Origin of the sequence: Nonomuraea sp. NPDC049684 (assembly GCF_044465345.1) — a bacterium.
Classification (GTDB): Bacteria; Actinomycetota; Actinomycetes; order Streptosporangiales; family Streptosporangiaceae; genus Nonomuraea.
On record NZ_JBITLO010000031.1, the window covers coordinates 1 to 17,218 of the forward strand.

At 73.1% G+C, this 17,218-nt stretch carries 11 protein-coding genes; 4 read left to right on the forward strand and 7 right to left on the reverse strand.

Translation table 11 applies throughout. The features are described 5' to 3' along the window. Nucleotides 1-130 precede the first annotated feature (130 nt). From ACIBST_RS48660 to ACIBST_RS48670, 3 genes are all read right to left on the reverse strand, one after another. Nucleotides 131-6,382 carry an RHS repeat-associated core domain-containing protein gene (locus ACIBST_RS48660; RefSeq protein WP_397180252.1) on the reverse strand — a complete coding sequence of 2,084 codons (6,252 nt, stop codon included), beginning with the start codon at nt 6,380-6,382 and terminating at the stop codon, nt 131-133. A gap of 20 nt (nt 6,383-6,402) precedes the next feature. Beyond that, entirely contained in the window at nt 6,403-9,699 is a 3,297-nt protein-coding gene (locus ACIBST_RS48665) for a LamG-like jellyroll fold domain-containing protein (RefSeq protein ID WP_397180253.1), read from the reverse strand. A 163-nt stretch (nt 9,700-9,862) separates the two neighbouring features. Beyond that, a complete protein-coding gene (locus ACIBST_RS48670) occupies nt 9,863-11,095 on the reverse strand; it encodes an aminotransferase class V-fold PLP-dependent enzyme (RefSeq protein ID WP_397180254.1) in 1,233 nt (410 codons plus the stop codon). On the opposite strand from ACIBST_RS48670, the gene ACIBST_RS48675 reads away from it, so the two are divergent. Beyond that, nucleotides 11,094-12,506, forward strand: a complete 1,413-nt coding sequence (locus ACIBST_RS48675; RefSeq protein WP_397180255.1) for a PLP-dependent aminotransferase family protein — start codon at nt 11,094-11,096, stop codon at nt 12,504-12,506. The genes ACIBST_RS48670 and ACIBST_RS48675 overlap by 2 nt on opposite strands. 99 nt (nt 12,507-12,605) lie before the next feature. Here ACIBST_RS48675 and ACIBST_RS48680 read toward each other — a convergent pair whose 3' ends face one another. The 3 genes from ACIBST_RS48680 to ACIBST_RS48690 form a co-directional block, all read right to left on the reverse strand. Then, a complete protein-coding gene (locus ACIBST_RS48680) occupies nt 12,606-12,833 on the reverse strand; it encodes a hypothetical protein (RefSeq protein WP_397180256.1) in 228 nt (75 codons plus the stop codon). Between the two features lie 281 nt (nt 12,834-13,114). Beyond that, entirely contained in the window at nt 13,115-13,471 is a 357-nt protein-coding gene (locus tag ACIBST_RS48685) for a hypothetical protein (protein ID WP_358300312.1), read from the reverse strand. Nucleotide 13,472: 1 nt separating this feature from the next. Further along, nucleotides 13,473-14,024 (reverse strand): TetR/AcrR family transcriptional regulator, encoded by a 552-nt coding sequence (locus ACIBST_RS48690; protein WP_397180257.1) that lies wholly within the window; start codon nt 14,022-14,024, stop codon nt 13,473-13,475. Between the two features lie 96 nt (nt 14,025-14,120). Here ACIBST_RS48690 and ACIBST_RS48695 point away from each other — a divergent pair, with 96 nt between their 5' ends. Together ACIBST_RS48695 and ACIBST_RS48700 are read left to right on the forward strand one after the other, a co-directional pair. Next, the gene (locus tag ACIBST_RS48695; RefSeq protein ID WP_397180258.1) at nt 14,121-15,086 is read left to right on the forward strand and encodes a serine hydrolase domain-containing protein; all 966 of its coding nucleotides are present in this window, start codon (nt 14,121-14,123) and stop codon (nt 15,084-15,086) included. A 97-nt stretch (nt 15,087-15,183) separates the two neighbouring features. Further along, nucleotides 15,184-16,056: an endonuclease/exonuclease/phosphatase family protein gene (locus ACIBST_RS48700; protein WP_397180259.1), complete on the forward strand. Its 873-nt coding sequence runs from the start codon at nt 15,184-15,186 to the stop codon at nt 16,054-16,056. Between the two features lie 68 nt (nt 16,057-16,124). Here ACIBST_RS48700 and ACIBST_RS48705 read toward each other — a convergent pair whose 3' ends face one another. Continuing rightward, nucleotides 16,125-16,505 (reverse strand): winged helix-turn-helix transcriptional regulator, encoded by a 381-nt coding sequence (locus ACIBST_RS48705; protein ID WP_397180260.1) that lies wholly within the window; start codon nt 16,503-16,505, stop codon nt 16,125-16,127. 84 nt (nt 16,506-16,589) lie between these two features. Here ACIBST_RS48705 and ACIBST_RS48710 point away from each other — a divergent pair, with 84 nt between their 5' ends. Further along, nucleotides 16,590-17,024 carry a nuclear transport factor 2 family protein gene (locus ACIBST_RS48710; RefSeq protein WP_397180261.1) on the forward strand — a complete coding sequence of 145 codons (435 nt, stop codon included), beginning with the start codon at nt 16,590-16,592 and terminating at the stop codon, nt 17,022-17,024. Nucleotides 17,025-17,218: the final 194 nt, after the last annotated feature.

The following is a 17,218-nucleotide window of genomic DNA, read 5'->3' on the forward strand; positions in this document are numbered from 1 at the left end:
GCACCGGGCACGCCCCCTGGCTGGAGGACATGGAGCCCCGCCCGGGGGCACGGGTGGCGCCCGGGGCGCGGCAACGGGTGGAGCCCGGGGCGGGGGGCCGGGGGTCGGTCCGCGCGCCCGGGGCCGGGGATCAGAAGAAGCCGCCGAGGAAGTCGTCCAGGCCGCTCTGGTCGATCCATCGGGTGACCCGGGCGCCGGTCTCGGCGATCGTGCCCGTCCGGGTGTTCTCCGGCTCGATCTTCTCCGGCTTGAAGATCTGCTTCTCCGCCTGCCCGGAGCCCTGGGGCCTGGTCAGGCTGGGTGGCGGCGGCCCGTCCGGGTATATCTTGCCGTCGCGGTAGACGGTGTAGGACTGGGTCGGCTGCGTGGTGCCGTCGTTCCGGTAGACCTGGCTCGGTCTCGGCTGCGCCGGCTGCCTGGCGGCCTTCGGCGGCGACTGCCGTTGCACCGCCCGATGGCTGGTCGGACGCTGTGCCGGGCGCCGCGCCGCCTGGGCGCGCCGGGCCTGGGCCGCCCGGTAGCGGTTGCGCGCCCGCGCCGCCTGCGTGGCCCGCCGCTTGGCCGCCGCCTCGGCGGCCTTCCTGCGTGCCTCCCTCTTGGCCGCCGCGGCGGCCCGTCTCTTGGCCGCCGCCGCGGCCGCCTTCCTGGCCTTCTCCGCCGCCTTCTTCCTGGCGGCGGCCAGCGCCCTGCGCTTGGCCGCCGCCGCGGCCTTCTTCTTGGCCGCCTCCAGCGCCTTCTTCCTGGCCAGCGCCGCCGCCCGCCGCTTGGCCGCCGCGATGGCCGCGCGCCGCGCCGCCGCCCTGGCCGCCGCGAGCGCCGCCCGCCGGGCCGCCGCCTGCGCCAGCTTCCTGGCGATGATCCGCGCCGCGATGCGCGCCGCGATGCCGACGGCGATCCAGAACAGCTGGCCGTCGGGGTCGCTCATGCTGACGGGGCTGTTGTTGGCGTAGGCGTAGGCGTTGAGCTGCTGCGGGTCCTCCTCGTCGATGATGGGGTCGACCGACAGGAAGCGGCCGTTCTTCGGGTCGTACTCGCGGGCGCCCAGGTGGACGAGCCCGGTCGTCGGATCCTTGGTGCCGCCGACGAAGGACCGCTGACCCGGCCACCATGGCGGCGGCGACCCCCGGTCCTCCCCGAACGGCGTCATCCGCCGCACGGCCAGCTCACCGGTGCCGCCGTTCACCGCGGCCTGCGCGGTGCCCTGGTGGTCGGCGGCCAGGAAGTAGACCTGGTTGTCGGGCGTGCGGACCGCGATCGGCTCGCCGTTGATGGTGTAGTAGCGGGTCTGCTCGACGGCGTCCTTGGCGAAGTCGAAGCGCAGCTCCATGTCGTCCACGTACAGGGTGGCGTCCGTGGCGGTCTTGCGCAGCAGCCGGTCGCCGTCGGCGTCGTAGAGGAACGACGTCGTCTTCCCGGCCTCCGTGACCGACTCCAGGTTGCCCTCGGCGTCCCAGACGAGGGTCTGGTCGGACGTGCCGACCTTGCGCCTGGTGGTGTTGCCGGCCTCGTCGTAGGCGAACAGGTCGGCCCCGATGCTCTGCACCGCGTGCGGCTGCTTGCCGCCGGCCGCCGGGTAGACCGAGGTGCGCACGGTCTCGGGCGCGCCGCCCCAGGCGTGCTTGGTCTCCTTGACCCGGTTGCCGGTGGCGTCGTAGGCGTAGCTGACCGCGTACGGCGCCACGCCGCCGATCTTGTCCGAGGCCGGCGTGCCGCTCGCGCAGTCGTCGGTGGCCGTCCACGCCGAGGTCATCCGGCGCAGGTGGTCGTAGGTGAAGCACTGCGTGTCCTGGCCGCCCGCCCGTTCGGCGATCTTGGTGATGTTGCCGGCGGCGTCGTAGGCGTAGTTGAGGTCGAGGTCGGTGGCGGCGGCGCCCTCCCGGTCCAGCCGCATCCTGGTCAGCCTGCGGGTGGACTCGTCATGGGTGTAGGTGAGCCAGGTCTTCTTGCCGCCGGAGCCCAGCTCGTACTGCAGGGTCTCGCCGAGCTTGGAGTAGCGGGTCGCGGTCACGTACGACGACAGCCCGCTGACCTTGGTCGGCTGGCTGAGCTCGTCGTAGGAGTAGACCACCGACTCGGCCTCCAGCCCGCCCCCGGCCGGGAAGCTGACCGACTGCACCTGGTCGTCAAGGGTGTAGCGGGTGTTGAGCACGTACGAGCCGGCCAGCTTGCCCTCCCGCTCGGGGACGGTCACCGTCTCGCGCAGCGTGCGGTAGTCGGAGTCGATGGCGTTGATCTCCGCCTTGTACGCCTGCCCGCCCGCGTACCGGATGCTGGCGTTCATGTGGCCCTTGGCCAGCGCGTCGTACTTCCACTCGGCCAGCAGCGTGCCGGTGGCCGAGCCGTCGCGCAGCTCCTTCTTGCGGCCGAGCTCGTCGTAGACGTACCAGAGGGTCTTGCCGCGGGCGTCGGTGGTGCTCACCAGCTCGTCGGCGTCGTTGTACGTCATCGTGGTGACGCCCTTGTCCGGGTCCTCCGTCCTGATCTCCCGGCCGCGCACGTCGTAGTGGTGGCGCCACACGTTGCCCGCGGCGTCGGTCACCGTGGACAGGCGGCCGGCGGGGTCGTAGGTGTACTTGGTGGACTCGTACGGGCCCGTCGGGGTGGCGCCCTTGTACTGGCGCAGCTCGACGAGCCGGTCGTCGGCGTCGCCGATGCGGGTCGTCGCGGTGCCGCCCGCCGGCGGCGTGATGGTGACGCGGTCGCCCTGCTGGGTGGCCGAGACGCGGTACTTCTCCACGCCCTTGGCCTTGAGGATCTGGGCGTTGACCTCGCCGGCGCCGTCGAAGACCGACACGACCTGCGTGGGCACGTCGGTGTCGGCGACCGCGAGCAGCTCGGTGGCGGGCGTGCCGGTGGCGAAGTAGCCGGTGTTGGACTTGCTCACCTCGCCGAGCGAGTTGTAGAAGGTGTCGGTGATCGTGCGCCCGTCGCGCAGCGCCGGGTCCTGCGTCTGGTCGTCGCGGGGTGCGGGTTCCTGGGTCTGGCGCTCGCGCATCAGGCCGTCGTACAGCTCGTGGCTGACGGTGTAGCCGCCGTCGGCGCGCAGCGTCTTGGTGGTGACGACGCTGGGGCCGTCGGTGCGCATGGTGTAGGCGTACTCGGTGCTGGGCGACTGGCCGGCGGCCTTGCTGCGGTCCGGCTGCCAGACCTTGACCAGGCGGCCGAGCGCGTCGTGCTCCATGTCGGTGCGCCGGCCGTTGGCGTCGACCTCGGCGACCGGCTCGCCCCAGGCCGGCTCGACGAGGGTGCGCTCGACGTGGCCGAGCTGGTTGGTCTCGACGATCTCCGTGGCCTGGGCGCCGGTGGCCGGGCTGTAGGTGATGGTGGACTTCGTGCCGACCGGGCCGGTCTCGCTGGTCTCGCGGCCGTAGACGTCGTAGGTGTGGGTGCTGTCGGTGAGGGTCGATCCGTCGGCCGCGGCGAGCTGCTGGACGGTGGTCACGTCGCCCTTGGTGGGCGCCTGGCCGTAGGCCTTGTTGTCGTACTGGACCCGTTCGTCGGAGATGACCTCGCCGGCGGCCAGGGCCGAGACGGCGGTGCCGCAGCCCGCGGCGACCTTCTGGATCCTGCTGGCGTAGTCGAGCATCCAGGCGGTGTCGTTGCGGGCGTAGGTGTAGCGGGTGCACTGGTCGTCGTCGGCGGTGGCCAGGTCGCCCTTCTCCTCCACCTGGGTGAGCAGGCCCTTGGCGTCGTACGAGCGCTCCTCGCCGGTACGCCGCCACGTTCCGCCCGCCAGCGCGGTGCGGGTCACCATCGACTTGGGCTCGACCACGTAGGCGGTCTTGGTGACGCCGCCCTGCGTGGACTCGGCGGTCTTGAGCGACCACGGCTCCTCGACGGTGGCGGTGAGCACCGTCGCGCTGTCGCCGTCGTAGAGGATCTCCTCGCGTTCGAAGCCGGACAGCTGGTCGAGGTCGTCCAGCTTGCCGCCCTCGGTGTCGACGACCTGCGCGACGCGCTTGGAGCCGTCGGCCTGCCTGTCGCCGTGCATGCCGCGGAAGTACCTGAACTCGGTGAGCGTGCGCCGGGTGTCCTGCCCGTCGCCCTCGCGCACCCGGACGCGGCCGAACCCGCGCCAGTCCGACCAGGTGCGCTGCTCGGGCTTGACGAGGATGTTGTCGGCGTAGTGCCAGGCAGCGCCGTCGAGGTACTCGTAGTCGGTGACCACGTTCGGCGAGCCGGCGACGCGGTCCACCTCGACGGTCTGGGTGACGACGTACTTGTGGAACCAGTCGGTGACCTCGCCCTCGTCGGGCGGCGCCCAGCGCTGCGGGAAGCACAGCCGGTTGTTCTTGTCGGCCGCGGCGGGCACGTCGCCGGGCTTGCAGTCGGCCGCGGCGTAGTTGACCCGCAGCTCGCCGCCGGTCTCGTTGTTCACGGCCTGGACCCGCCACTTGACCAGCGGCGCGCGTCCTTCGTTGGCGTCCACCCGGTTGGGCAGCTGCACGCCGCTGAAGGTGATCTTCGGCATGGTGAGGGTGCCGCCCACGTGGCCGCTCTGCTGCACCGAGGCCAGCCACAACGACGGGCTGAGGCCGTCGCCCGTGGCGGGGAACTGGTGGGTCAGCGTCCAGGAGTCCACCGGGCTGTACTGGCCGGAGGCGTTGAGCACCTGCGTGGTGACCTTGGCCAGGCGCTTGCGCGAGAAGAACGTCGGCGACAGCCGGTCGGTGCACTTGACCCCGGCGTCGCAGATCTGGTCGAACGGCACGTCCGGCCAGGACGCCGCGGTCTCCTTCTTGAGCTGGTCGGCGGCGCAGGTGACGGTGCCGGAGGGCAGGCAGCGCTCGGCCACGTCGAAGACCACCCGGGCGGCCGGGGCCTTGGTGAACAGCTCGCTCTGCAGGTAGCCGTAGTCGACGCGGGTGAGGTACGCGCCGCGCACGTACACGGTGCCCTGCTCGGGCTTCATGCTGCGGCCGTAGTAGTTCTTCTCGGTCTCGTACCAGTACGTGGTGGCGTTGCCGTGGGTGTCGACCGCGTAGTCGAGGTTCCACCGGTATGCCTGCTGGCACCAGGCGTTGGCGGGGGTGCTGGAGTAGCACGGCTCGCCGCTGTTGTTGCCGAACACCGGCACGGTCTGCACCGACTTGGTCTCCGGCTTGCCGGTGACCCAGCCGGGCAGGCGGTTCAGGCCGAAGCTGTACTGGGTGCCGTCGGCGGTGGTGACCCGCCAGTACTCGCCGTTGTTGTCGCCGTTGGTGGCGCCGGTGAGGTACTCGATGCGGGTGCCGTCGTCGCGCTTGGGCCGCCACTGCTTGGTGGTGGCGTCCTTGACCAGCTCGACGGCGGAGTTGCCGAGCGACAGGGTGGCGTTGTCCTGGTCCCAGCACAGGTCGCCGGTCTTCTTGCCGTCGATCATGCACGCCTTGTAGCGGCGTTCGACGTAGCCGCTGGGGTTCAGCTCGAAGCCCTCGCCCACCCAGGACGGCTGGTTGTTGGTGGAGACGGTGCGGCCGTCCACGCTCTGGGAGGAGTAGTCGAGCGACAGGTCCGGCTCGTCGCCGCCCAGGGCGGGCGGGGTGCGCAGGTCGTAGCTCCAGGAGAAGTCGCCGGACTGGTTGCCGACGCTCCAGCTCGCCGAGGCGGCCAGCGAGGTGGCGGCGTGGTCGCCCGACGGGCCGGAGGCGGCAGCGGTCACGGCGTACAGGCCGGTGGTCTCGACCTCGGCGGTCAGCTTGCCCGCCTTGGCGTCGTTGTCGCTTTTGACCGGCTGCGGCGCGGCGCAGGTGGCGGCGGCCTGGGCGTCGAGCGCGCACTCGTCGAGCTTGACCATGCGCAGCCGGGCGCCGTAGTCGCCGCCGAAGGCGTACCGGAAGCCGGAGTAGTCGATCTCCAGCCGGGTCTTCCCGGACGCCTTGGCCGCCGAGACGCCCTGTCCGGGCGAGACGCGCATCGCGACGCCGAGCAGGTCGGTCCTGAGCAGCTCGACCTTGACCGGGACGGCCTCGGCCGCGGCCACCCCCTTGGCGGCGGGGGCCAGCCGCACCGGGAACCCGGCGGCCAGTGCGGAGGCGCCCCGCTCGGCGGCACCGCCCAGCTCGGCGGTGCCGGCGGCGGGCCAGGCGACCTTGGGCGGGGCCTTCCACGCCTGTGCGGAGGCGGGATCGGCGAGGGGCGGCAGGACGGGCACCTTCCCGCCCTTGACCGGCGTCTCCTTCTGCACCGCGGGCGCCTTGCGGGGCGCGGCGGAGGCGGGCATCGCGTACGCCATGGGCGCCAGGAGCACGACCGTGAGCACGGTCGCCAGCCTGCGCGGCCAGGCGGTCTGAGGCTTGACGCCCTCGAAACGGTTCCAGCGGGGGTCGGGGGCGTCGGGTTCGGCGGCGGGCTGCTGAAAACGATTCCAGTTGGGCTCTGGCAGGTCTAACTCACTGTCCACGGATTCTCCCAGGGAGGGGGCTACTGGGCTGCTAGCTGGGCTATCTGCTCGGCGCTGAGCACGCCGTCGTACGTGCGGACGTCGTCGACGGTCCCCGGCCAGTAGCCGGTGAAGACGCCCGCGGTCTTGGTCCGGCCCAACTGCAGGGGGCCGGTGGCGGTCCAGGTGCTCACGTGGGGGGTGACGGTGGTGGCCGACAGGCGGCCGTTGACGTAGACGCGCAGCTCGCCGGCCAGGGCGTCGTACACGCCGGCGACGTGCGTCCATTCCAGGGGGGCGGGGACGGCGTCCGAGCGGGTGCGGACGAGGGCGGCGGTGTCGGTGTCGGCGGCGGCCATGCCGAGGGCCCACCGCCCCTGTTCCTTGTCGAAGCCGAGCTGGAACCCGGCCGCCCTGGCGCCCGGCTGGGCGACGGCGGCGGTGTCCTTGGCGGGCAGGTAGTCGAGCTGGGTCCAGACGGCGACGGTGAACCCGGAGCCGGTGGCGACGGCGGGCGCGGCGGTCTGGGCATGGCCGGTGGCGCCGTCGAGCGCGAGGGCGCCGTCCAGCCAGCCGTCGGTCCAGGTGGCGGCGCCGGCCAGCGCGGCGGGCGTGGCCCGGCCGGAGGAGTCGGCGGCCGACAGGCCGCCGTCCTCGTCCAGCTTCCAGTGGCCGACCAGCGTGGCGGCGCTGTTGACCAGGTCGGCGACCTCGTCGGCGAACATGGCGCGGCCGTAGATGCGCACGTCGTCCACGTCGCCGGGCCAGAAGTCGGCCGCCGCGCCACTCGCCTTGCCGCGGCCGATGGTCAGCGGGCCGGTGGCGTTCCACGGCGCGGGGACGGCGACCGAGGACTCCGCCCGGCCGTTGACGTAGAGGGAGATCTGGCCGGCCGCCGAGTCGTAGACGCCGGTCAGGTGGGTCCACTCGTTCAGCCGGGGCGCGGCGGCCGACAGCGCGCGCACGGTCGTCGCGGCGTCGGCGTCGGCGCCGGTGACGGCCAGCGCCCAGCGGTTGTCGGCCTTGCTGTACTGGAGCGAGAACGCGCCGGTCCGGCCGCCCTCCTGGGTGACGGCGGTGGCGGAGGCGGCGGTGCCGGTCAGGCGGACCCAGGCGGCGACGGCGAAGTTGCGCCCGGTGTCGGCGACCGGGCCGCCGGTCTGGGCGTAGGCGCCCGCCAGCCGCACCGCGCCGCCGGTCCGGCCCGCGGTCCAGGTGGCGCCGTACAGGGTGGCGGGGTGGGCGCCGGCGGCGTCGGCGGCGGTGCCGCCCTGGCCCTCGTCCATGGGCCAGTGGCCGGCCGGTCCCTGTCCGGCGTTGACGTTGAAGACGTACGTGCGGATCGGGCCGAGCTGCCCGGCGCGGTCCTTGCTGCGCACCGACAGGACGTTCGGGCCGTCGTGGCGCGGGGTGAGGGTGATCGCGGCCGTGCCGTCCTGGGCGGGCGGGACCTCGGTCTTGGGGGTGGTGTCCAGGCCGTAGACGTAGGCGGCGACGTCGGTGACGCCGTTGGGGGCGAAGGTGAACCGGCCGGCCAGGCCGACGCCGTCGCTCCAGCCGTTCTCGGCGAACCGGTCGGAGGACACCTCGGGCTCCCGGCCGGGGGCGGTGGCGTCCACGGTGGCCTCGCACCAGGGGCTCCAGGCGCTGTTGGCCTTGCCGTCCTCGGCGCGGACCCGCCAGCGGACCAGCGCGCCGTCGGCGTACAGGCTCTGCGGGACGAGGGCGGAGAAGGCCGTGCCGGTCGAGCCCACGGGGGTCAGGTACTCCCCCGCCTTGGTCCCGTCGGCCCGGTACCACTCGAAGCGGCCCCTGACGGAGTTGTCGGCGTCCTTGAGCCGGGCCCAGAGCTTGGGCGCGGGCGTGCTGATGACCGGCCGGTCGTCGCCGGAGACGCACGGGCCGCCCGGGTCGGACCAGGCGTCGGCCGCCACCGGGTCGGCGGGCAGCGAGTTGTACTCGATGACCAGGCTCGGGTTGTTGCGGAACTTCTTCCAGGCGTACTGGTCGGTCTCGCTGGTGGCGCGGAGGCCGACGGTGATGTTGGCCCACTTGTTGGCGGCGGCGTCGGCGACCTGGGAGGTGACGTCGAACTCGACGCCGCCGGGCAGGCAGGCCGAGCCCCAGCCCTTGGCCACGTTCACCGTGGACAGCTTCTTGACCCACTTGGGCTGGTTGCTCCAGGTGGTGCTCTTGCTGATCGTGTTGGTGGACCACGCCTCGACCGCGCGGGCGCTGCACGAGTACGACCACGTCTCGTACGTGCGCAGCGTGCCCTTGATGATCTGCTTGCCGTGGATCGTGGAGCCGGTGTTCATCTGGAAGAACGAGCGGTTGGTCTGCGAGTTGACGTGCCCGACGCGGGCGACGTCGCTGGAGTTGAGGTAGTTGGAGCTGGGCCAGTTGCTCCACACGGCGGTCCAGGCGCCGCGGGCGGCCGAGAAGTACGGGTCCAGGAACACCGGGTAGCGGGTCTTCGGGTCGCTCATCATCGCGCGGTCCGGCCGCAGCCGCAGCTTCCTGCCTTCGAGCGAGACGCCCATGGTGGCCTGGCGGGCCTCGGGCGCGCGGCCCTCCTTGACCGCGGCCTGGCCGGCGCCGGTCGAGTCCCACATCGTGGGGGTGGGCGCGATGAAGATCGTGCCGCCGGTGCGGTCGACCGCCTCCAGGTTGCCCGCCTTGTCGGCGGTGAGCGACAGGCCGCTGACCGACAGCGGGAAGTCCAGGTCGGGCAGGGCTCGCGCGGCGGCCCGCGTCTTGACCACCAGGACGTGGGAGAACCCGTCCACGTCGGCGGTGACCCGCAGGTCCACGCCGGGCAGCACCTCGGGGTAGGTGGCGGTGTCGCCGTCGAGCGAGGGCCTGGGCAGCGTGCCCGGCCAGGTCAGCTCCAGGGCCTTGCCGCCGCGGTACAGGCGGGCGAGCGGGCCGCCGCCCCCGCCGGAGAAGGTCAGCCCGGCCGCCGTCGCCACCGGTTCCACCGCGCCGTCGGGACGCAGGCGCAGCGTGGTGTCCACGGGCACCCAGCCGGCGGCCTGGCGGACGCGGACGGGGCGGGCGTGCTGTTCGAGGGTGAAGGTGCCGTCCGGACGGGCGAAGACCTGGCGGGTCTCGCTGCGCATCGACTCGATCTCGACCGGGCGGCCGGCGCGCCTGGCCGCGGCGATCGCGGCCGTCTCCGGCGCGAGGGAGGCGAGGGGCGCGGGGGGCGCTGGGGGCGCTGGGGGCGCGCTCGCCGCCGGAGGCGCGCCTGCCTCCGGCGGCTCCGCGCCGGCGGGCGGCACCGCCGGGATCGTGAAGGCCAAGACGGCCGCGACCAGCCCACGCACAACCCGCATCGGTCCTCGCATGTCGACCAGAGGTCCGCGCGGGACCAGGCGATCTTCGATTGACGAACGGATTGTCACCCGCGTAATGCCGTACGTCTAGATCTTCTGGCGAAATTCGCCATAAGTTGGGACACGTCTGGAAGGAACCGCCGTCAGCCGCTCGCGGAACCCGTCACCGGGGTGCGGCGGCGAGTTCGGCGACCGCCGCGACGACCAGGTCCACCTCCTGCTCGGTGTTGTAGTAGTGCGGCGAAAGGCTCAGGCACCAGTCGACGTCCTTGTCCCCGAAGTCGAACTGGGCGAAGTGCCGGAAGCTGAGCGCCGAGTTGACGCCGCGCGCGTCCAGCGCCGCCTTGAACGGCTCCGCCCGCCAGCCCTCGACGGCGAAGGTGACCAGCGCGCCCAGCCGCCGCCCCCGGTCGAGCACCCGCACCCCGGGCAGCGCGGCCAGCCCGTCGCGCAGGCCGGCGGCCAGGGCCGGGGTGCGCCGGGCGACGGCGTCCACGCCCACCCGCCGGGCGTAGCGGGCGGCGGCCGCGCAGCCGAGCACGACGGAGTAGGGGAACTCCCAGTCCTCGAACCTGGCCGCCGTCGCGACCGGCTCGTAGCGGCCCGGCTCGGTCCAGCGCGCGCCGTGCATGTCGATGAACAGCGGCTCGTACCCGGCGTCCAGGACGCGGTCGGCGACGTAGAGGAACCCGGAGCCGCGCGGGCCGCGCAGGAACTTGCGGCACGTGGCGGTGAGCAGGTCGCAGCCGATCTCCTCGACGTCGACCGGGTACTGGCCGACCGACTGGCAGGCGTCCACCAGGTAGAGCAGGTCCAGCTCGCGGCAGTGCCGGCCGATCTCGGCGACCGGCTGGACCAGGCCGGAGTTGGTGGGGATGTGGGTGGCGGCCACCAGGCGCGGGCGGTGCCGGCGCATCAGCGCGGCCATGGCGGGCACGTCCACGCCGCCCTCGGGCAGGTCGGGCGCGTGCACGACCCGTACCCCGAACCTCCTGGCCAGCGAGAGGAAGGCGATCTGGTTGGAGATGAAGTCGTTGCGGGTGGTCAGGACGACGTCCCCGGCCGCGAACGGGATCGCCGACAGCGCGGTGGAGAAGGCGTGGGTGGCGCTGCCGGCGAAGGCGATGTTGCGGGGAGCGCAGTTGATCAGGGCGGCGGTCTCGGCGTAGAAGCCGGCGACCTGCGCCGCGCGGGCGGCGGCGGCCTCGTAGCCGCCGAGGTGCGCCTCCAGCCGCAGGTGGTCGACCATCGCGGCGAGCACCGGAGCGGGCAGCAGGCCGCATCCGGCGTTGTTGAAGTGCACGACCTCCTCCGCGCCCGGGGTGTCGGCGCGCAGGGCCGCGACGTCCAGAAGCGATTCTGGCGAAGTGCTGGAAGCGCTATCATCGGTTTTCATGTCCGACAGTAGCAGTTCGGCCGAGCTGGCGACCAGGATGCGCGCGATGATCGACCGGCTCGCGCCGGGCGACCGGCTGCCGAGCAGCAGGGAGCTGATCCGCCGCTACAAGGTCGGGCCCGCCACCGTGTCGCAGGCGATCGCCGCGCTGGCCGCCGAGGGCGTGGTGGTCACCCGTCCCGGCAGCGGCACCTACGTCGCGGCCCCGGCGCGGCGGCGCGCCGGGGTTCCCGACACTGCGTGGCAGAGCGTCACCCTCGCCGACCGGGCCGTGGACACCCGCAGCCTCACCGGCGCGGTCGGCGCGCTCCCCGAGGGCACGATCCTGCTGGACGGCGGCTACCTGCACCGCTCGCTCCAGCCCACCCGCGCCCTGACCGCCGCGCTGGCCCGCGCGGCCCGCCGTCCCGACGCCTGGGACCGCGCCCCGGCCGCCGGCCTGGCCTCCCTGCGGGCCGTGTTCGCCGCGATGGCGGGCGGCGGGGTGAGCGCCGAGGACGTCCTGGTCACGGCCGGCGGGCAGAGCGGCCTTTCCATGGCGTTCCGGGCGATCGGCGGGCCGGGCGATCCCGTCCTGATGGAGTCGCCCACCTACCCCGGGGCGATCGCCGCCGCCCGCGCGGCCGGCCTGCGCCCGGTGCCGGTGCCGACGGACGCCGACGGCCTCAAGCCCGACCTGCTGGCCGACGCCTTCGCCCTGACCCGCGCCCGCCTGCTCTACTGCCAGCCGACCTACCACAACCCGACCGGCGCGGTGCTGGCGCCGGGCCGCCGGCGGCAGGTCCTGGACACCGCCCGCGCGGCCGGCGCCTTCGTGATCGAGGACGACTTCGCGCGCCACCTCGGCCACGGCGCGCCGGTGCCGCCGCCGCTGCTGGCCGACGACCGCGACGGCACGGTGGTGCACCTGACCTCCCTCACCAAGCCGGCCGCGCCCAGCCTGCGCATCGGCGCCCTGACCGCCCGGGGCCCGGTCATGGAACGCCTGCGCGCCGTGCGGCTGGTCGACGACTTCTTCGTCGGCCGCCCGCTCCAGGAGGCGGCGCTCGACCTGCTCACCTCCCCCGCCTGGGAGCGGCACGTCCGGTCGCTGGGCGCGGCGCTGCGTGAGCGGTGCGCGACGCTGGCCGCCGCCGTCCTGGCCGAGCTGCCCGGCTGGACCCTCGACCGGGCGCCCGCCGGCGGCCTGCACCTGTGGGTGCGCCTGCCCGGCGGCGCCGACGACGCCGTGGTCGCCGACGCGGCCCGCCGCGACGGCGTCGCCGTCAGCGCCGGCAACCGCTACTTCGCCACCGAGCTCCCGGGCGCCTTCCTGCGCCTCGGCTTCGCCGCGACCGCCGGGCACGCCGAGCTGGCCGAGGCCGTTCGGCGGCTCGCGGAGGCAGACCGCGCTGTGGCGGCGTCCCGGTAGCGCTTCTGGGTGAGCCTTGAGCGCTTCGGGTCAGCACTGAGCGCTTCTGGGTCAGCACTGAGCGCTTCCGGGTCAGCACTGAGCGCTTCCGGGTCAGCCCTAGGCCCAGGCGGTCGCCGTCCAGGGCAGCACGTTCGAGGGCTTGAGGTCCTGGTGGACCAGCCCGGCCGCGTGGATGCCGATCAGCGCCTCGGCGACCCCCGCGACCAGCCGCCGGACGGTGGCCGGCGGCGGCGGACCGCGCTCGGCCACGGCCTGGTGCAGCGAGGGCCCGCAGATGTAGGCCGTGGCCAGCCAGGGGATGGCCGCGTCGGGGTCGGCGTCCACCACGGGGGCGTGAAGGCGCCCTGCACCCGCTGCGCCGCCTGCACCTCCTGGCGGAACCGGCGGCGGAACTCCGGGTCGGCGGCGTACTCGGGCTTGACGACCTCAGGGCCAGGAGGCGGCCGCCCGGCGAGACGGACAGGGGGACCCGGCCCATGCCGCCCTCCCCCAGCCGGGCGCGGAGCGGGTACCCGGCCACCGACGTGGGGTCCTCCGGGGAGAGGGGAGGGAACTACGGCGCCTGTCCCGTATTCGCCCCCCACCGTCTGTGGTGCGGGCGGCCGTCAGCGGACGGCGATGGCCTCCTCGACGAGCGCCACGGCGGCGCGCGGGTCGGCGACCTCGATCACCAGCCGGGCGTAACGTTCGTCGGCCAGCTCGATGACCACGGCCTTGGCGGCGTCGTGCACGTCCCAGAAGACCTTCTCGCCGTTGAGGTGGAACGTTCCGGCCGTGATGACGCCGGGCAGGTGGGCGCCGGGCGCGCGCACCCCCTTGGGGTCGCCGACGATCCCCGGGTCGGCGGTGGCGCCGCGGACGTTGGCCAGCGGGATGACCAGCCGGCTCTTCAACGCCCACAGTTTGTCCAGGCCCTCGATCTCCACGACCAGCGTCTGTCCGTCAATGCTGATCCTCGCCATGTCATGCTCCTTGGTGGTGGTGGGTGAGCCGGCTTGCCAGCGCGGCGCCGGCCCGGTCGATGTCGGTGTTCGCGGTCCCCGCCCTGGCCCGCATCCGCAGGCCGAGGACGGCCGCGGTGAGCGCGAAGGCCAGGTCGTCCTCGCCCTCGCTCCCGGTCGCCGCCCTGGCGGCCCGGTCGAACGCGGCCAGCACGGCGGCGAGCCGGTCGGCGACCTCGCGATCGACCGGCGCGCGTTCGACCGCGGCCAGCAGCAGTAGGTTGAGGCCGACCTCGGCGGCCGGTTCTGCGGCGGCCACGCGCAACGCCCCGGCCAGGTCGCCGGCGGCGGCGATCCGGTCGATCAGCGGGTTGACGTCGTGCTCCAGGGACCAGCTCAGCGCGGCCTGGTAGAGACCGCGCTTGCTGCCGAAGGTCTTGTACAGGCTGTTGCGGTGGACGCCGAGGTGGGTCACCAGCTCGTCCATGGAGATGCCGTCGTAGGACCGGGTCGAGAACAGCTCCGCCGCCGCCCGTATCACGGTGGCCTCGTCGAATCCTCTTGGTCGTCCCATGCCTCGATCGTATACAGTAAAGGAACGTTCAGTCAAGAACGTTCATTCCTAAACTCCCGGAGACGTGCGCCTGGACCGCACGGGGAGGATCGGGCCATGTCCGAACTGCACCGGCGAACAGCGGCCCTCGTCTCCGAAGCCGGCTACCGCGACGACGAACCGATCGTGGCCGGGATCCATCGGCGTAGCGCGCCGCCCGTCCTCGTGGCGCGCGGGATGACCGCCTCCGGTGCACCGATGAGCGCCACGACCGTCCTCTATGCCGCGTCGCTGTCCAAGCAGATGACCGCGGCGTGCGCGGCGCTGCTGGTCAGGGATGGGGTGCTGGACGTGGAGTCGCCTCTGTCGGGGTGGTTGCCCGGGTTGCCGGGGTGGGCCCGCGCGGTCCGGATCCGGCACCTCGTCCACCACACGGCGGCCCTTCCGGCGGACGCCGAGATCGACGCGCTCCAGGGCTCCGCCGACCGCACCACGCCGGGCATCCTCGCGGCCCTCACCCGCTTCCCGGCCCTGGACCGCCCGCCGGGCACCGCGCACGTCTACTCCAACGCCGGGTACGTCTGTCTGGCGGCGGTGCTGGAACGAGCGTCCGGGCTGCCCTTGCCCGATCTCGCCCGCCGCCGGCTCTTCGCTCCCCTGGGGATGACCGGCACCCGCTTCTGGCCGGGCCCGGGCCCCATGCCGGCGGGCGCCGCGCCGCTCGTCCGCCTTCGTCCCGCGCCTCTGTCGCTCGGGGACGGGGGCGCGTGGACGACCCTCGGCGACCTGCTGCGCTGGAGCCAGGCACTGAACGCGGACGAGCTCGGTGTCTCACCGCTCATGCAAACCCCGGGACGGCTCGACGACGGGACGCCGATCGACTACGCGTGGGGAATGGGCGTACGGTCACATGCCGGACATGTCGCCTACCGCCACGGCGGAGGCTGGACCGGACTGCGCGCCCTGCAGGCCCGCGTCCCCGACCTGGACGTGAGCGTCGCGCTCATCGCCACCCGCGACGACACCGATCGCCGGATACCGCTCCTCGACGCCCTCCTCGAAGCAGCGCTCCAAGCCCCCTGAACCGGAACGACCGCCCCCGCACGGACGGTCGCGACCGACGGAACGCTGGACCCAGCGGCGGCGGGACAGCAGGCCCCCACACCCCCGCCCCGGCCAAATGCCCGGGGCGGGTTCACAGGTGGCGCGCTCACCGCAGAACAGGCGACTGCGCGGTTGGTCTAAGTTTGGGCGGGTGCGAGTGGTTTCGGTGAACGCGTGGGGTGGGGCCATGTTCGGTGAGCTGGCGCCCTGGGTGGAGGGGTGCGGCGCCGACGTGCTGTGCCTGCAGGAGGTAACGCGCACGCCCGGCCTGCGCGGCTGGACCAGGTTCGACGACGCCGAGCGGTCCCTGCCGCAGCGGGCCGACCTGCTGGCCGACGTCGGCTCGCGCCTCCCCCGCCACCAGCCGCTTTTCGCCGTCAGCGACTCCGGCCCGGTCCAGGACCAGGAAGGCGGCTCGCACCGGCAGGACTTCGGGGTCGCCACGTTCGTCGCCGAGACGCTGCCCGTCGTCGGCGTGCGGTCCGCGTTCGTGCACGGCGGCTACGTCGAGCACCACGACGGGTGGCCGGCCGGCGACCGGCCGCGCGCCGCCCTGGCCGTGCGCGTCTTCGACCGCCCGGCACGGCGGTTCGTCACCGTCGTGAACCTCCACGGCCTGCGGGACGCCGGCGGCAAGGCCGACACCCCGGCCCGCCGCGCCCAGGCCGGACGGCTCGCCGCCCTCGTCGCCGGCGCGCGCGAGGAGGGCGACCTGACCGTGGTGTGCGGCGACCTCAACCTCCTGCCCGGCAGCGAGACGTTCCGGATCCTGGCCGGGCTGGGCCTGCGCGACCTGGTCCGCGACGCCGACACCAGGACCTCCCGCTATCGCAAGCCCGTGCGGCACGCGAGCTACCTGCTCGTCTCCGACCCCGCCGCCGTCAAGGAGTTCGAGGTGGCGGCCGCCCCAGAGGTGTCCGACCACCGCGCCCTGATCCTCGACCTCTAGCCCCGTTTCCGCACCTGGACGATCGTCCGGCCTTCACAGGTACGGAGTCTTCTGGGCGGTGGCTGCCGTCAACCCTTGCGTTCGTGATCGTAGGCGGCCTGGGCCGCGGCGACGGCGGCGCCGTGTCGCTTGGCCCAGTCGGTGAGCTCCAGCAGCGACTTGTGGAGTTCCCGGGCCATCTCCGTCAGCGTGTACTCGACCTTGGGCGGAACGACCGGATGGACGGTGCGTACGAGCAAGCCGTCCCGCTCCAGCTTGCGCAGCTTGAGCGTGAGCATGCGCCGGCTGATTCCCTTGATCGAGCGTTCCAGCTCCGTGAACCGGACCGGACCCTGCGCGGCGGCCACCAGGATGCCGATGCTCCACTTCCCGGAGACGTGATCGAGGACCTCCGAGACCGGGCACGCCTCGCGGGCCAGGGCTGACACATCGATGTGACTCTGGGACATGAAAGTGCCTTCTTCCACCGGGCTCGACAGTCACCAATCATGTACTCCGTATCAAATCGTGCACCAAACCGGAAGGTGGCCCCCATGATCCAGGACCTCGCGGACCGCACCGCGATCGTGGACACCGTCATCGCCTACGCGACAGCCCTGGACACCAGGGACTGGGAGACCCTGGGCGCGCTGTTCACCGACGACGCCTGCTGGGAGTACAGCGGTTCGGGCGAACGGCTCCGCGGGCCTGAGGCGATCATTGCCAGGATCAGCACCAGCATGGAGCGATTCGACGCCACCCATCACCTGAACGGCAACCATGTCGCCGCAGTGCACGGTGACGATGCGGAGCACACTTGCTACTACCAGGCCCAGCATGTCCGCCTTGGTCTGCCCGATGGCGAGAAGTTCCTTGCCGGAGGTCGCTACGACGACCGGCTGCGCCGCACCCCGGACGGCTGGCGGTTCACCCACCGCAGGATCATCAGCGTCTGGAGCGAGGGAAACCCCGCCGTGATCACGTCCTGACGGCAGGCCAATGGTCGTCAGCGGAGTTGCCGGGGTCGATGTCGAGTAGGTCCAGGAGCTGGAGTCGGAGGGGTGTCGGCCGGGGGACGGCCGGTGGGTCCTGGCCGTTGGCGGGGACGGGCTTCATGGTGGCGAGGGCGCTCAGAAGGAGTCTTCCGGCAAGATGAGCAGGCCGCCCCACGAGCCCAGGACCA

What these genes read in the sequence shown, in the direction of transcription:
- ACIBST_RS48670 (WP_397180254.1), bottom strand. Translation starts at nt 11,095, where the DNA reads ATGAAAACCGATGATAGCGCTTCCAGCACTTCGCCAGAATCGCTTCTG.
- ACIBST_RS48675 (WP_397180255.1), top strand. Translation starts at nt 11,094, where the DNA reads ATGTCCGACAGTAGCAGTTCGGCCGAGCTGGCGACCAGGATGCGCGCG.
- ACIBST_RS48700 (WP_397180259.1), top strand. Translation starts at nt 15,184, where the DNA reads ATGCCCGGGGCGGGTTCACAGGTGGCGCGCTCACCGCAGAACAGGCGA.
- ACIBST_RS48685 (WP_358300312.1), bottom strand. Translation starts at nt 13,471, where the DNA reads ATGGCGAGGATCAGCATTGACGGACAGACGCTGGTCGTGGAGATCGAG.
- ACIBST_RS48695 (WP_397180258.1), top strand. Translation starts at nt 14,121, where the DNA reads ATGTCCGAACTGCACCGGCGAACAGCGGCCCTCGTCTCCGAAGCCGGC.
- ACIBST_RS48690 (WP_397180257.1), bottom strand. Translation starts at nt 14,024, where the DNA reads ATGGGACGACCAAGAGGATTCGACGAGGCCACCGTGATACGGGCGGCG.
- ACIBST_RS48665 (WP_397180253.1), bottom strand. Translation starts at nt 9,699, where the DNA reads ATGCGGGTTGTGCGTGGGCTGGTCGCGGCCGTCTTGGCCTTCACGATC.
- ACIBST_RS48705 (WP_397180260.1), bottom strand. Translation starts at nt 16,505, where the DNA reads ATGTCCCAGAGTCACATCGATGTGTCAGCCCTGGCCCGCGAGGCGTGC.
- ACIBST_RS48710 (WP_397180261.1), top strand. Translation starts at nt 16,590, where the DNA reads ATGATCCAGGACCTCGCGGACCGCACCGCGATCGTGGACACCGTCATC.